The 14573-nt window shown below is 72.2% G+C and carries 10 protein-coding genes; 5 read left to right on the top strand and 5 right to left on the bottom strand.

Translation table 11 applies throughout. The features are described from left to right. The first annotated feature begins 107 nt into the window (after window positions 1-107). Together AC3YNX_RS10885 and AC3YNX_RS10880 are read left to right on the top strand one after the other, a co-directional pair. Window positions 108-2945 carry an alpha/beta fold hydrolase gene (locus tag AC3YNX_RS10885; RefSeq protein ID WP_489995461.1) on the top strand — a complete coding sequence of 946 codons (2838 nt, stop codon included), beginning with the start codon at window positions 108-110 and terminating at the stop codon, window positions 2943-2945. Next, window positions 2942-3802, top strand: a complete 861-nt coding sequence (locus AC3YNX_RS10880) for a DUF2705 family protein (RefSeq protein ID WP_127782592.1) — start codon at window positions 2942-2944, stop codon at window positions 3800-3802. The genes AC3YNX_RS10885 and AC3YNX_RS10880 overlap by 4 nt, the downstream gene beginning before the upstream one ends. 5 nt (window positions 3803-3807) lie before the next feature. On the opposite strand, the gene AC3YNX_RS10875 is transcribed toward AC3YNX_RS10880, so the two are convergent. Together AC3YNX_RS10875 and uvrB are read right to left on the bottom strand one after the other, a co-directional pair. Next, entirely contained in the window at window positions 3808-4623 is an 816-nt protein-coding gene (locus AC3YNX_RS10875) for a cutinase family protein (RefSeq protein ID WP_489995460.1), read from the bottom strand. A gap of 94 nt (window positions 4624-4717) precedes the next feature. Continuing rightward, a complete protein-coding gene (gene uvrB, locus AC3YNX_RS10870) occupies window positions 4718-6898 on the bottom strand; it encodes an excinuclease ABC subunit UvrB (RefSeq protein WP_489995459.1) in 2181 nt (726 codons plus the stop codon). Between the two features lie 102 nt (window positions 6899-7000). On the opposite strand from uvrB, the gene AC3YNX_RS10865 reads away from it, so the two are divergent. After that, window positions 7001-7498: a ribonuclease FAU-1 family protein gene (locus tag AC3YNX_RS10865; protein WP_206518202.1), complete on the top strand. Its 498-nt coding sequence runs from the start codon at window positions 7001-7003 to the stop codon at window positions 7496-7498. A gap of 15 nt (window positions 7499-7513) precedes the next feature. Here the strand turns inward: AC3YNX_RS10865 and coaE are convergent, their stop codons facing one another. After that, entirely contained in the window at window positions 7514-8689 is a 1176-nt protein-coding gene (gene coaE, locus AC3YNX_RS10860) for a dephospho-CoA kinase (protein ID WP_489995458.1), read from the bottom strand. 135 nt (window positions 8690-8824) lie between these two features. Between coaE and AC3YNX_RS10855 the strand changes: the two genes are divergently transcribed. Beyond that, window positions 8825-9064: a hypothetical protein gene (locus AC3YNX_RS10855; protein WP_127782587.1), complete on the top strand. Its 240-nt coding sequence runs from the start codon at window positions 8825-8827 to the stop codon at window positions 9062-9064. 104 nt (window positions 9065-9168) lie between these two features. On the opposite strand, the gene rpsA is transcribed toward AC3YNX_RS10855, so the two are convergent. Beyond that, complete coding sequence (gene rpsA / locus AC3YNX_RS10850; RefSeq protein ID WP_127782586.1) at window positions 9169-10647, bottom strand: 30S ribosomal protein S1; 1479 nt, start codon at window positions 10645-10647, stop codon at window positions 9169-9171. Window positions 10648-10922: 275 nt separating this feature from the next. Here rpsA and AC3YNX_RS10845 point away from each other — a divergent pair, with 275 nt between their 5' ends. Next, window positions 10923-11780 (top strand): class I SAM-dependent methyltransferase, encoded by an 858-nt coding sequence (locus AC3YNX_RS10845; RefSeq protein ID WP_127782585.1) that lies wholly within the window; start codon window positions 10923-10925, stop codon window positions 11778-11780. Between the two features lie 38 nt (window positions 11781-11818). Here the strand turns inward: AC3YNX_RS10845 and polA are convergent, their stop codons facing one another. Further along, window positions 11819-14530 (bottom strand): DNA polymerase I, encoded by a 2712-nt coding sequence (gene polA, locus AC3YNX_RS10840; protein ID WP_489995517.1) that lies wholly within the window; start codon window positions 14528-14530, stop codon window positions 11819-11821. Between the last annotated feature and the right edge of the window lie 43 nt (window positions 14531-14573).

The following is a 14573-nucleotide window of genomic DNA, read 5'->3' as shown; positions in this document are numbered from 1 at the left end:
GGGTCCGCCTAGCTCCTCGGAGCCGACGAGTGTCACAGGGTCCGCCTAGCTCGTGATCGACTGGCGCGGATAGCCGGGATGTCGGGCACCTCACATACCGTGGGCGCATGTCCCGTAGCCGTCTGACGCGCCCGCTGGTCCTGCTCGGCGTGGTGGTGCTCCTCGCTGGCGTCCTGCTCGCGGTCACCGTGAGCCGGGCCAGCGGTGCCTCCGGGGTCGCCGAGCGCGCGGTGAGCGTCGACGTCACCGACGGGCCGGCCCGCGACCAGCCGATCACCGTGGACGCCACGCTGTTCACCCCCGACGCCACGCCCGCGCCGGCGGTGCTGCTGGCCCACGGCTTCGGCGGCACCAAGGACTCCGTGGCCGCGCAGGCCCGCCAGCTCGCTCGGGACGGCTTCGTGGTGCTCACCTACAGTGCCCGCGGCTTCGGCCGCACCACCGGGCAGATCGCGGTGAACTCTCCCGACTACGAGGTGGTGGACGCCCAGGCCCTGCTGGACTACCTGGCCCAGCAGCCGCAGGTGCAGCTGGACTCCCCCGGCGATCCCCGGGTGGGCGTGGCCGGCGGCTCCTACGGCGGTGCGCTGTCGCTGTCACTGGCCGGCCGGGACCCTCGGGTGGACGCGGTGGCCGCGTCGATCACCTGGAACGACCTGGGCCAGTCCCTGTTCCCGGAGCTCGCCACCACCTCCGGCGCGCTGCCGGACACTCCCGCGGCCGGCGCCACCGGCACCGACGGCGTGCTCAAGCGCAGCTGGGCGGGGATCTTCTTCGCCGCCGGCGCCACCAACCCGCTCGCCGGGCCGTGCGGCACCTTCGTCCCGGAGATCTGCGCCGCCTACAACACCGCCGCCGAGACCGGCCGCCCCTCCCCCGAGCTGGTGGAGCTGCTGCGACGCAGCTCGCCGGTGGCCACCAACGCGGCGGTGCGCGCGCCCACGCTGCTGGTGCAGGGCCAGCAGGACACCCTCTTCGGCCTGGACCAGTCCGACGCCAACGCCCGCCAGATCGCCGCCACCGGCACCCCGGTGACCACCACCTGGTTCGCCGGCGGGCACGACGGGGCCACCAGCAACGCCACCACCGAGGCCGCGGTCACCGACTTCCTGGCCTTCCACCTGGCCGGGCGCGGTGACGACCCCGGCACCTCGTTCAGCTACCAGCTCGCCGGTCCGCTGAGCAGCAGCGGCAACCAGCGCACCCGCACCATCCGGGTGCCCGCCTACCCGGGCCTGCAGGCCGACGACCCCACCCCCACCCGTCGCCTGGACCTGACCGGCCCCACCCAGCCGATCAGCCGGCCCGCCGGGGCGTCGCCGTCGTCGCTGAGCACGGTGCCCGGCCTGTCCTCCGCCTTCGCCGGCCTGGCCTCCGGGGAGGCGTCCGCGGCTGCGCTCAACGGGTCCACCGCGCTGGACGTGCCCGGGCAGGCCGCGGTGTTCCGCACCGAGCCGGTGTCCTCCACGGTCACCATCACCGGCTCCAGCCGGGTGACGCTGGAGGTGACCGGCCTCGGCCAGACCCGCGACGCGGTCCTCTACGCCAAGCTCTACGACGTCGGCGCGGACGGCCGCCGCACGCTGCCCGGCGGTGGCGTGGCGGCCTTCCGGGTGCCGGCGCTGAGCCCGGGCGGGCCGGCCACCCCGGTCACGGTCACCCTGCCCGGCATCGTCACCTCGGTGCCCACCGGGCACCACCTGGAGCTGGTGGTCAGCACCACCGACCAGGCCTACGCCACACCCCTCACCCCCGCCCAGTACGCGGTGGCGCTGGCACCGGGGGGCGCGCTCACGCTGCCCTCGGTCTCCGGTACCAGCGAGAGCTCGGGCACCGTCCCCGTCGGAGCCGCCGCGGGCATCGCCGCCATCCTGGCCGGCCTGGTGGTCGTCGCCGTGGTGGGTCGGCTGCGCCGCCGGCGCCGGGCGGCGAGCGACCACGACGGCTCGGACGTGCCGCTGGTGGTCTCCGGGCTGGCCAAGTCCTACGCCGACGGCTACCGGGCGGTGGACGGGGTGGACTTCGCGGTGCAGCACGGCCAGGTGCTCGGGCTGCTCGGCCCCAACGGCGCCGGCAAGACCACCATCCTGCGCATGCTGATGGGCCTGATCGCGCCCAGCAGCGGGGAGATCCGGGTGTTCGGCCACCGGGTGAGCGCCGGCTCCCCGGTGCTGTCGCGGATCGGCTCCTTCGTGGAGGGCTCGGGCTTCCTGCCGCACCTGTCCGGGGCGGAGAACCTGCGGATGTACTGGGCAGCCACCGGCCGGCCCGCGGCGGACGCTCACCTGGAGGAGGCGCTGGCCATCGCGGGGCTGGGCTCCGCCGTGGAGCGCACCGTCAAGTCCTACAGCCAGGGCATGCGCCAGCGCCTGGCCATCGCCCAGGCCATGCTCGGCCTGCCCGACCTGCTGGTGCTCGACGAGCCGACCAACGGCCTCGACCCACCGCAGATCATGGCCATGCGCGCCGTGCTGCGCGACTACGCCCGCACCGGGCGCACCGTGCTGGTCTCCAGCCACCTCCTCTCGGAGGTGGAGCAGACCTGCAGCCACGTCGTGGTGGTGCACAAGGGCAAGGTGGTCGCTGCCGGCACGGTGCAGGAGATCGTCGCCGCCGACGGCCGCGTGGTGCTGCGGGTGGACGACGCCGACCGCACCGCGGCCGTGCTGCACCAGCTGCCCGGGGTGGGCGCCGTGACGGTGACCGAGGTGGACGCCGGCACCTCCGCCGGGCTGGTGCAGGCAGACCTGGAGCAGGTCCCCGCCGCCGAGGCGGTGCGCTCGCTGGTGCAGGCCGGGGTAGGCGTGAGCTCGGTGGCGCCCCGCAACCGGCTGGAGGACGTCTTCCTGGCCCTGGTGGAGACCCCCGGCGGCAGCACCACCCCTGGTGACGGCAAGCAACCCGCCGAGGCGAGCGCCCCGGCGGCAGAACGGGTGGACCGATGAGCGAGCAGATGACGGCCACCGACGGCCGGGCCCCGGGCTACCGGATCGAGCGCACCCTGCGGGTCGGGGTGGAGCTGCGTCGGCAGGTCACCCGCCGGCGCACCCAGATCACCATGGGCTTCCTGGCGCTGCTGCCGTTCCTGCTGGTGCTGGCCTTCACCCTGGGCGACAGCTCGTCCACCGAGGGCGGCAGCTTCGTGGACCGGGCCACCACTGGTGGGCTCGGGTTCACCGTGTTCACCCTGTTCGCGTCCATCGGGTTCCTGCTGGTGGTGGTGGTGGCGCTGTTCTTCGGCGACTCGGTCTCCAGCGAGGCGTCGTGGTCCAGCCTGCGCTACCTGCTGGCCATCCCGGTGCCGCGCGGGCGGCTGCTGCGGCAGAAGTCCGTGGTGGCGGGGCTGCTCTCGCTGTTCGCGCTGGTGCTGCTGCCCGCGGTGGCCCTGGCGGTGGGCACTGCGCTCTACGGCACCGGCGACATCGTCAGCCCGCTCGGCGACACGCTGTCCTACGGCCCCGGCCTGGTGCGCCTGCTCGGGGCGATCGTCTACATCGCCATCAGCCTGCTCTGGGTGGCCGGGCTCGCCAGCCTGTTGTCGGTGGCCACCGACGCCCCGCTGGGCGCAGTGGGTGGGGCGGTGATGGTGACGATCGTGTCGGAGATCCTGGACGGCATCCCCGCGCTGGAGGGCCTGCGCGACTACCTGCCGACCCACCACGCCTATGCGTGGACGGCGCTGCTGTCCACCGACGTCGACTGGTCGCGGATGGCCTGGGGCACCTTGTCGTCGCTGATCTACGCCACGGTGTTCGGCGCAGCCGCCTGGTACCGGTTCAGCCGCAAGGACATCACCAGCTGACGAGCTCAGCTCTTGCTGATCTTCTCCTGCAGCCAGCCGGCGGTCCACGCGGTGGCGGTCTTGCCGTCCTCCACCTGGTAGCTGGCGTAGGAGGAGTGCACCTGCGAGGCCATGTAGGAGCCCACCTGGGCCAGGGCGGCGGGGATGTTGGACAAGGTCCGGGCCGCCTCGGGGGTGGCGCAGATCAGGTCGCCGGGTGCGCAGAAGGTGACCACGCGGTCGGCGACCTCGCCGAAGTCCTTGGCCCGCGGGCCGGCCAGGCCGGCGCCCTCGACCGGGGGGCCGACGAGCTTCTCGGTGCTGGGGCTGCGGTTGGGGTCAGAGAGCAGCGCGACGGCCACGAGCTTGTCCGCCTCCACCGGTCCCTCGCCGTTGCCGATCTGGGTGGCCACGTCACCGGTGACCGCAGCCCCCTGGGAGTAGCCGGTGAGCGCGAACTTGGTGCTCGGGCACTTGGTGGCCACGGACTGGATGAGGTCACGGGTGGCCTTGACCCCGGCCGCCTGGCTCTCCGGGTACGGGGTGGGGTTGCCGAACTGGGCGATGTAGGGCACGAAGCTGATGCCCATCGCGTCGGGTGCGACCGCACCGCGCAGCGGGTCGGCCACGGCCTTGAGCAGCCCCTGCGGGACGTTGGGGTCGGCGGTCGGCGAGGTCTCGTTGGTGCCGGGCACGAACACCGCCTGCACGTCTGCGCAGCCGGCGGGCTTGGCCTCGTCGGAGTCGGAGGAGCAGGCCGCGCTGAGCAGACCCACCACCGCCAGCGCGGAGAGCAGTCCAGCTCCGGTGCCACCGGTGATCCTCGAGCGCGTTCCCGCCATCGTCTGTCCCCTTCTCGGCCGTGTCCGTGGGCGAACGGCGCCCCGCACAGCGGGTCTCGCCATCCCGGCCAGGACACTACGGGACCGGTGGGGGCTAGCTGATGCCTGCCGCGTCCATGCCGCGCAGCTCCTTCTTCAGGTCGGCGATCTCGTCGCGCAGCCGTCCGGCCAGCTCGAACTGCAGGTCGCGGGCGGCCTCCATCATCTGGGCGGTGAGCTGCTGGATGAGGTCGGCCAGCTCGGCACGCGGCATCGACCCCGGCGCGCGGCCCTCCAGCACCCCGGCGCTGGCGGCCCGACCGGCCTCGCCGGTGGCCCGCTTGCCGCGGCTGGCGTTGCGCCCGGAGCCGCCCACCGAGACCATCCCCTCGCTGTCCTCGGCCTCGGCGTAGACCACGTCGAGGATGTCGTTGATCTTCTTCCGCAGCGGCTGCGGGTCCAGGCCCCGCTCGGTGTTGTAGGCGATCTGCTTCTCGCGGCGCCGGTCGGTCTCGTCGATGGCCTGCTTCATCGAGTCGGTGATCTTGTCGGCGTACATGTGCACCTCGCCGGAGACGTTGCGCGCCGCGCGGCCGATGGTCTGGATCAACGAGGTGGCACTGCGCAGGAAGCCTTCCTTGTCGGCGTCGAGGATGGCCACCAGCGACACCTCCGGCAGGTCCAGGCCCTCGCGGAGGAGGTTGATGCCCACCAGCACGTCGTAGTCGCCCAGGCGCAGCTGGCGCAGCAGCTCCACCCGGCGCAGGGTGTCGACCTCGGAGTGCAGGTAGCGGACCCGGATGCCCAGCTCGAGCAGGTAGTCGGTGAGGTCCTCCGACATCTTCTTGGTCAGCGTGGTCACCAGCACCCGCTCGTCGCGCTCGCTGCGCACCCGGATCTCGTGCACCAGGTCGTCGATCTGGCCCTTGGTGGGCTTGACCACCACCTTGGGGTCGACCAGCCCGGTGGGCCGGATGACCTGCTCCACGAACTCACCGCCGGCCTTGGCGATCTCGTACTTGCCCGGCGTGGCCGAGAGGTACACCGTCTGGCCGATGCGGTCGACGAACTCCTCCCAGCGCAACGGCCGGTTGTCCATCGCGCTGGGCAGCCGGAAGCCGTGCTCCACCAGGGTTCGCTTGCGGCTCATGTCGCCCTCGTACATGCCGCCGATCTGCGGCACGGTGACGTGCGACTCGTCGATGACCAGGAGGAAGTCGTCCGGGAAGTAGTCCAGCAGGGTGGCACCGGCGGAGCCGGGCGGGCGCCCGTCCACGTGGCGCGAGTAGTTCTCGATGCCGGAGCAGAAGCCCACCTGGCGCATCATCTCCAGGTCGTAGGCGGTGCGCATGCGCAGCCGCTGCGCCTCCAGCAGCTTGCCCTGCCCCTCCAGCTTGGCCAGCTGCTCCTCCAGCTCGGCCTCGATGTCGCGGGTGGCGCGCTCCATCCGCTGCGGTCCGGCCACGTAGTGGGTGGCGGGGAAGACCCGCGTCTCGTCCACCTCGCGCACCACGTCCCCGGTGAGCGGGTGCAGGTAGTACAGCGCCTCGATCTCGTCGCCGAAGAACTCGATGCGCACCGCCAGCTCCTCGTAGGCGGGGATGACCTCGACGGTGTCTCCCCGCACCCGGAAGGTGCCGCGGGCGAAGGCCAGGTCGTTGCGGGCGTACTGCACGTCCACCAGCGCCCGCAGCAGCGTCTCCCGGTCCATCGTCGCGCCCACCTCGAGCCCGATGGAGCGGTCCAGGTACTCCTGCGGCGTGCCCAGGCCGTAGATGCAGCTGACCGAGGCCACCACGATCACGTCCCGCCGGGTGAGCAGGCTCATGGTCGCCGAGTGCCGCAGCCGCTCGACGTCGTCGTTGACCGAGGAGTCCTTCTCGATGTAGGTGTCGGTCTGCGGGACGTACGCCTCGGGCTGGTAGTAGTCGTAGTAGGAGACGAAGTACTCCACCGCGTTGTGCGGGAAGTAGCCGCGCAGCTCGTTGGCCAGCTGGGCGGCGAGGGTCTTGTTTGGCGCCAGCACCAGGGTGGGCCGCTGCACCTGCTCGACCAGCCACGCCGTGGTGGCCGACTTGCCCGTGCCGGTGGCGCCGAGCAGCACCACGTCCGGCTCGCCGGCCTTGATCCGCTTGGTGAGCTCGGCGATGGCGGCGGGCTGGTCACCGGCGGGCTGGTAGTCGCTGACCACCTGGAACTGCCCCTTGACGCGCGGGATCGCGCTGACCGGCCGGAACTCCGAGTGCGCGCGGAGCCCGTGCTCGGGCTCCGAGGTCTGCTTCGTCTGCTGTGCCACGGGTCCAGGGTAGGCGTCGCCCCCGACAGCTCTCGCTGGGCGAACGCCCGGGTCGGGCACGGGCGGGGCGCGCGGCGTCGACTAGGTTTGGCCGGTATGGCGCTGCACCGTCCCAAGCGGGAGACCTTCGACGTCCCAGCGCGAACCAACACCGATCCCAAGGGGATCCTGCGGGCCGTGGACACCTACCGGGTGCAGCCGTGGGGCCTGTACATGGCCCGCCCTGCCGACCACGTGCAGTTCCACTACCTCGAGTCGTGGCTGCTGCCCAGCGCGGGGCTGCGGGTGACGGTGTTCCACTTCAACCCCGGTCACGAGCGCGACCAGGACTTCTACGTGGACATCGGTGAGTACCACCGCGACGGCGAGGTCTGGCACGGGGTGGACCACTACCTCGACCTGGTGGTGCGCACCGGGCGCTCCACCACGCTGCTGGACACCGACGAGCTGCTGGCGGCCCACGCGCACGGGCTGCTGGACCTCGAGTCCAGCGAGCTGGCCGTGCAGCGGGCGGTCGGCGCGGTGGACGGCATCGCCAGCCACGGCCACGACGTCACCGCGTGGCTGGGCGAGCGGGGCATGCCCCTCACCTGGCGGTGACGGTGCCCGGCTGAGCTAGTCGGTGGTGGGCTCCCAGGCGGTGCGCTCGGCCCACTCCCGCGCCCGGCCCGCGGTCTGCTCGATCCAGTCCTGCACGAGCCGGCGGTGCTCCGCCGCGGTGCCCGCGCGCGCCGCGGCCGCGCGCTGCGCCGCCACCAGCTCCTCGGCCACCGCAGGCTCGGTGCGCAGCCAGTCCACCAGCAGCAGCGTGTGCCGCTGCGCCGGCTCACCCGCCACCCGCACGGCCACGTGCACCGGCCGGTCCGGGTCGGCGCCCGCGTGGTGGGCCTCCGCCCAGGCGTGGTCGCCGCCGACGACCGGCTGCTCCTCCAGCGGGGCGAAGCCGGCGTCGACCAGCGGCTGCACCAGCGCGGCCACGTCGTCGGGCTGCGCCACGGTCACCTGCACGTCCAGCACGTCCGGCGCCGCCAGGCCGGGCACCGCGGTGGGCCCCACGTGGTCGATCCGCTGCGCGTGCAGCCCGGCCGCCACCCGCAGCCGGGCCACCAGCCGCGCACCCTGCGCGGCCCACTCCGGGTCGGCGTCCACCACCGTCAGGTCGGCCGGCTCGACCGGCCGGTGCAGCCGCACGTTCGCCTCGTAGGGCACCAGCCGCCGCTCCCACAGCTGGTCCACCTCCGCCAGCAGCGAGTCGGGCGCGCCCCCGTTGTCCAGCCACACGTCCGCCGCCGCGCGCCGCTGCTCGTCGCTGGCCTGCGCGCCGATGCGGGCCCGGGCGTCCTCCGCGGTCATCCCCCGCTGCCCCACCAGCCGCTGCACCCGCTCGTCGGCGTCGGTGTGCACCACCACCACCAGGTGGAACAGCGGCGCCATCCTGCCCTCGACCAGCAGCGGGATGTCCTGCACCACCACGGCGTCGGCAGGGGCGGCGGCCACCAGCTCGGCGGTGCGGGCGCCGATCAGCGGGTGCAGCACCGCGTTCAGCGCCGCCCGCTCGGCGGGGTCGGCGAAGGCCACGGCGGCCAGGGCGGGGCGGTCGAGGGCCCCGTCGGCGTCCAGGATGCCGTCCCCGAAGCGCTCCACCAGCTGGGCCAGGCCCGGGGTGCCGGGGGCCACCACCTCCCGGGCGATGAGGTCGGCGTCGACCACCACCGCCCCCCGCTCGGCCCAGCGGCGCGAGACCGTGGACTTGCCGGCGCCGATACCGCCCGTGAGGCCAACCCGAAGCATGGATCGAGTGTGGCACAACGGCGAGACTCGCCGCGGCACACCGGCGCGCCTCCGCGTCCCGACAGACCCTCATGCGTAGGTTGAGAGTTCACGGTTAGTGACCGCAGGTGTAGCACTCGTTCCCAGGAGGCCCCGATGTCGAGCTCTCACCGCAGGGGCACCGTCGGGCGCCACCGCGCCGGCCGCCCCGGACTCGTGCACTGCACCGAGCACCCCGCCGTGGCCGTCGTGCTCAGCACGCGTCGCCGCAGCTGGTTGAGCGTGCTGCTCACCCCGGCTCGCCACAGCCTGGCGGGGCTGCGCCGGCGCTCCCCCGCCACCCCGGAGGTGCGCTGGGCTCCGAGCCTGGCCACCACCGGGCAGCTGGCGCACTAGCCCGACCTCGCCCCGAGGAGGCACCCCCACCCGCACGTCCCCAGCAACGAGTCAGGCCCCGCCCCCGGATGTCCGGGAACGGGGCCTGCTTCGTCGGCTACTGACTAGGCGCCGGACAGCTTCTCGCGCAGGGCGGCAAGCTGGGCGTCGCTGGCGAGCGAACCACCGGCGGCGGCGGGGGCACCCTCACCGGCGTCGACCTCTTCGGTGTCGTCAGCGGAGTCGGAGGAGTAGTTGGTCTCCGACGCGGCCTCAGCCTCGTCCTTGGCCGACTTCTCCATCTGAGCCTTGTGAGCCTCGTGGCGCTTCTCCGCCTCGGCGTAGCGACGCTCCCAGTCCTCACGCTGCTTCTCGAAGCCCTCGAGCCACTCGTTGGTCTCGGCGTCGAAGCCCTCCGGGAAGATGTAGTTGCCGGCCTCGTCGTACTGGTCGGCCATCCCGTACTTGGAGGGGTCGAACTCCGCGGAGAAGTCCTCGTTGGCCTGCTTGAGGCTCAGCGAGATGCGACGACGCTCCAGGTCGATGTCGATGACCTTGACCATGACGTCGTCGCCGACGCCGACAACCTGGTCCGGGATCTCCACGTGGCGCTCGGCCAGCTCGGAGATGTGCACCAGGCCCTCGATGCCCTCGTCCACCCGGACGAACGCGCCGAAGGGCACCAGCTTGGTGACCTTGCCGGGCACGATCTGGCCGATGGCGTGGGTGCGGGCGAACTGGCGCCACGGGTCTTCCTGCGTGGCCTTGAGGCTCAGGGAGACGCGCTCGCGGTCCAGGTCGACGTCGAGCACCTCGACGGTGACCTCGGTGCCGACCTCGACGACCTCGCTCGGGTGGTCGATGTGCTTCCAGGACAGCTCGGAGACGTGCACCAGGCCGTCGACGCCACCCAGGTCCACGAAGGCACCGAAGTTGACGATGGAGGACACGACGCCCTTGCGGACCTGGCCCTTCTGCAGCTGGTTGAGGAACTCGCTGCGGACCTCGGACTGGGTCTGCTCGAGCCACGCACGGCGGGACAGGACCACGTTGTTGCGGTTCTTGTCCAGCTCGATGATCTTGGCCTCGATCTCCTTGCCCACGTAGGGCTGGAGGTCGCGGACGCGACGCATCTCCACCAGCGAGGCGGGCAGGAAGCCGCGCAGGCCGATGTCCAGGATGAGGCCACCCTTGACGACCTCGATGACCGTGCCGCTGACCGGCTCGTCGGCCTCCTTGAGCGCCTCGATCGTGCCCCAGGCGCGCTCGTACTGCGCGCGCTTCTTGGACAGGATCAGCCGACCTTCCTTGTCCTCCTTCGTGAGCACGAGGGCCTCGACGATGTCGCCGACGGCGACAACCTCGTTGGGGTCCACGTCGTGCTTGATGGAGAGCTCGCGGGAGGGGATGACGCCTTCGGTCTTGTAACCGATGTCGAGCAGAACCTCGTCGCGGTCGACCTTCACGATCGTGCCCTCAACGAGATCACCGTCGTTGAAGTACTTGATCGTGGCGTCGATCGCAGCCATGAAGTCCTCGGCGGAGCCAATGTCGTTGATGGCTACCTGGGGGCTGCGTGACGAGGGGAGGGTGGTTGTCGGCATGGGGTGGAGTGCTCCGGAGGGATAGGAAGTCGGTTGACGGTGTTCGGCCATACTGTGTGTGTTCAGCGCACAGTGGTCGTGCTGGTCTTCTTCAGTTCTGCAGTGAGCCGTCGTGCGGGAAGATCGCACGGTCAGCTGCAAGCGTCGAGACGCATGCCACGTGCGGGCGTAAGCCTACGGGGTGTCGAGTACCCCAGCAAACCCGTGAGGTAGGACGAGTGAGCAACCAGTCGCCCGGAGCGTCCCAGGCAGGCACCGGATCCCACGAGACCCCCGTGAGCGGGGCGGATGCCTCCCGACACAGCGAGGCTATCGCCGCCCTGGGCACCGTCGGGCCGAGCCGGGTGGGGCTCAGCGCCGAGGACAGCGTGCGCGCCAACCTGGCGTGGTGGGACGCCGACGCCGAGGACTACCACCGCACCCACGGCGACTTCCTGGGGTCGGACTCCGAGACCGGTGAGTTCGTCTGGTGCCCAGAGGGACTGCACGAGGGAGACGTGCACCTGCTGGGTGAGCTGGCCGACCGCGACGTGCTCGAGGTGGGGTGCGGGTCGGCGCCGTGCAGCCGCTGGCTCGCCAGCCAGGGTGCCCGCCCGGTGGGCCTGGACCTGTCCTCGGGGATGCTGGCCCGCGGGCGGGCCCGGATGGCGCAGGGTGGGCCGCAGGTGCCGCTGGTGCAGGCCAGCGCCGACGCCCTGCCCTTCGCCGACGCCAGCTTCGACCTGGCCTGCTCGGCCTTCGGCGCGGTGCCCTTCGTGGCCGACTCCGGGCTGGTGATGGCCGAGGTGGCGCGGGTGCTGCGGCCCGGCGGGCGGTGGGTGTTCTCGGTCAACCACCCGATGCGCTGGGTCTTCCCCGACGACCCGGGCCCGCGCGGGCTCACCGCGACCATCTCCTACTTCGACCGCTCCCCGTACGTCGAGGTGGACACCGACGGCCGGCCCACCTACGCCGAGCACCACCGCACCCTCGGCGACCGGGTCCGCGAGATCGTCGCGGCCGGGCTGGAGCTGGTGGACCTGGTGGAGCCGGACTGGCCGGAGTGGCTGGACCGCGAGTGGGGCCAGTGGAGCCCGCTGCGCGGCGAGCTGTTCCCGGGCACCGCCATCTTCTGCTGCCGCAAGCCCGCCTAGCTGCCCGTCCGCTGCCCGGTCCGCCGGTGCGCGGCGGGCTAGTGGGCGGCGGCGTCCCAGGACGAGCCGGTGCCCACCGAGACCTCCAGCGGCACGTCCAGCGGGTAGGCGTTGCCCATGTAGGTGCGCACCAGCTGCTCCACCTGCTCGCGCTCGCCCTGGGCGACCTCCAGCACCAGCTCGTCGTGCACCTGCAGCAGCATCCGGGAGCGCAGCCCCTGCTCGTGCAGCGCGGTGTGCACGCCGAGCATGGCCATCTTGATGATGTCCGCGGCGCTGCCCTGGATGGGGGCGTTGAGCGCGGCGCGCTCGGCCACCTCGCGGCGCTGGCGGTTGGAGCTGGTGAGGTCGGGCAGGTAGCGCCGGCGCCCGAAGATGGTGGAGGTGTAGCCGACCTTGCGGGCCTGCTCCACCACCTCGTGCAGGTAGTCGCGCACCCCGCCGAAGCGGCGGAAGTAGGCCTCCATCTGCTCACGGGCCTCCTCGGTGGAGATCCGCAGCTGGCTGGCCAGCCCGAACGCGCTGAGGCCGTACGCCAGCCCGTAGGACATCGCCTTCACCCGGCGGCGCAGCTCCGGGGTGACCTCCTCCAGCGGCACCCCGAAGGCCCGCGAGCCCACGAAGGTGTGCAGGTCCTCCCCGGTGCGGAAGGCCTCGAGCAGCCCCTCGTCGCCGGACAGGTGCGCCATGATCCGCATCTCGATCTGGCTGTAGTCCGCGGTCATCAGCGTCTCGAAGGGGGTGCCGTCGGAGTCCCGGCCCACCACGAAGGTCTGCCGGATGCGGCGGCCGGCGTCGTTGCGCACCGGGATGTTCTGCAGGTTGGGGTCGGTGGAGGACAGTCGGCCGGTGGCGGCGATCGTCTGGTTGAACGTGGTGTGGATGCGCCCATCCTCGGCGATGCACTTGAGCAGCCCGTCCACGGTGACCTTCAGCCGGGTGGCGTCGCGGTGGGCCAGCAGGTGCTCCAGGAACGGGTGCCCGGTGCTGGTGAACAGCGTCTGCAGCGCGTCGGCGTCGGTGGTGTAGCCGGTCTTGGTGCGCTTGGTCTTGGGCATGTCCAGCTCGTCGAAGAGGACCACCTGCAGCTGCTTGGGCGAGCCCAGGTTGATCTCCTTGCCGATCACCGCGTAGGCAGCGTCGGCGGCCTCCTTGACCTGCGCGGCGAAGGACGACTGCAGGTCGCTGAGGCTGTCGGCGTCCACCGCGATGCCGGTGGCCTCCAGCTCGGCCAGCACCTCCAGCAGCGGCAGCTCCATCTCGGTGAGCAGCGAGGTGCTCTCGATCTCCGCCAGCTCCTGGTCCAGCGCCGCGGCCAGGTCGAGCACGGCGCGGGCCCGGACGATCTCGCCGGTGGCCTCGGCGGCCTCCGCGGCGTCGGGGGCGTCCAGCAGCGACAGCTGCCCGTCGTCGGAGGTCTCCGCACGCAGCTCGCGGTGCAGGTAGCGCAGCGCCAGGTCGGCGAGGTTGAAGCTGCGCTGGCCCGGGCGCACCAGGTACGCCGCGAGTGCGGTGTCGCTGGTGGACCCGACCAGCGTCCAGCCGCGGCCGCGCAGCGCGTGCAGGGCCCGCTTGAGCTCGTGGGCGGCCTTGGGGATGGTGGCGTCGGCCAGCCACTGGCCCAGCGCCGCCTCGTCGTCGGGGTCCATGGCGGAGGTGCGGACGAACGCGCCCTCGCCGTCGGCTGCAGCCAGCGCCACCCCCAGGGTGTCGCCGCCGAAGGGGGTGCCGGTGCCGCTGACCGACAGCCCGACCCGGGAGCCGTCGCGGGCGTGGGTGTCCAGCCACTCGCGCACGGTGCCCGGCTCCAGGGTGGTGCCGCGGGCGTCGAAGCCCTCCTCCGCCTCGGGCTCCGAGGACGCCAGGGTCTCGAACAGCCGGTCGCGCAGCACCCGGAACTCCAGGTCGTCGAACAGCCCGTGGATCTTCTCCCGGTCCCACGGCGCCAGCGCCAGCTGCTCAGGGGTGTAGGGCAGGCTGACGTCGCGGATCAGCTCGGTGAGCTGGCGGTTGCGCAGCACCGAGGACAGGTTGTCCCGCAGCGAGGCACCGACCTTGCCCTTGACCTCGTCCACCCGCTGCACCAGCTCCTCCAGTGAGCCGTACTCGCGGATCCACTTGGCGGCGGTCTTCTCCCCCACCCCGGGGATGCCCGGCAGGTTGTCGGAGGGGTCGCCGCGCAGGGCGGCGAAGTCCGGGTACTGCACTGGGCTGAGGTTGTACTTGGTCTGCACCTCCTCCGGCGTGAAGCGGGTGAGCTCGGAGACGCCCTTGCGCGGGTAGAGCACGGTGACGTTGTCGTCCACCAGCTGCAGCGCGTCGCGGTCGCCGGTGCAGACGAGCACCCGGAAGCCCTGCGCCGTGGCCTGGGTGGTGAGGGTGGCGATGATGTCGTCGGCCTCGTAGCCGGCCAGCGCCATCACCGGGATGCCCATGGCGCCCAGCACGTCCTTGGTGATGTCCACCTGGCCGCGGAACTCGTCCGGGGTGGCGCTGCGGTTGGCCTTGTACTCGGGGAACGTCTCGGCGCGGAAGGTCTGGCGGGAGACGTCGAACGCGGCGGCGACGTGGGTGGGCTTCTCGTCGCGCAGCAGGTTGATCAGCATGGAGGTGAAGCCGTAGACCGCGTTGGTGGTCTGGCCGCTGGTGGTGCGGAAGTTCTCCGCGGGCAGGGCGAAGAACGCGCGGTAGGCCAGCGAGTGCCCGTCCAGCAGCAGCAGCGTCGGCTGGGTGGTCCCGGCGGGCGGCACGGCAGCGGCTGGCTCGTCGGCGGCCGGAACGTCGGCGGCCGGA

The organism is Rhodococcus sp. Z13_19A (assembly GCF_058133575.1).
The sequence above is the reverse complement of the archived record's forward strand: the minus strand, read 5'-3'. Positions and strand labels throughout refer to the sequence as shown.

What these genes read in the sequence shown, in the direction of transcription:
- AC3YNX_RS10885 (WP_489995461.1), top strand. Translation starts at nt 108, where the DNA reads ATGTCCCGTAGCCGTCTGACGCGCCCGCTGGTCCTGCTCGGCGTGGTG.
- AC3YNX_RS10880 (WP_127782592.1), top strand. Translation starts at nt 2,942, where the DNA reads ATGAGCGAGCAGATGACGGCCACCGACGGCCGGGCCCCGGGCTACCGG.
- AC3YNX_RS10875 (WP_489995460.1), bottom strand. Translation starts at nt 4,623, where the DNA reads ATGGCGGGAACGCGCTCGAGGATCACCGGTGGCACCGGAGCTGGACTG.
- coaE (WP_489995458.1), bottom strand. Translation starts at nt 8,689, where the DNA reads ATGCTTCGGGTTGGCCTCACGGGCGGTATCGGCGCCGGCAAGTCCACG.
- AC3YNX_RS10855 (WP_127782587.1), top strand. Translation starts at nt 8,825, where the DNA reads ATGTCGAGCTCTCACCGCAGGGGCACCGTCGGGCGCCACCGCGCCGGC.
- rpsA (WP_127782586.1), bottom strand. Translation starts at nt 10,647, where the DNA reads ATGCCGACAACCACCCTCCCCTCGTCACGCAGCCCCCAGGTAGCCATC.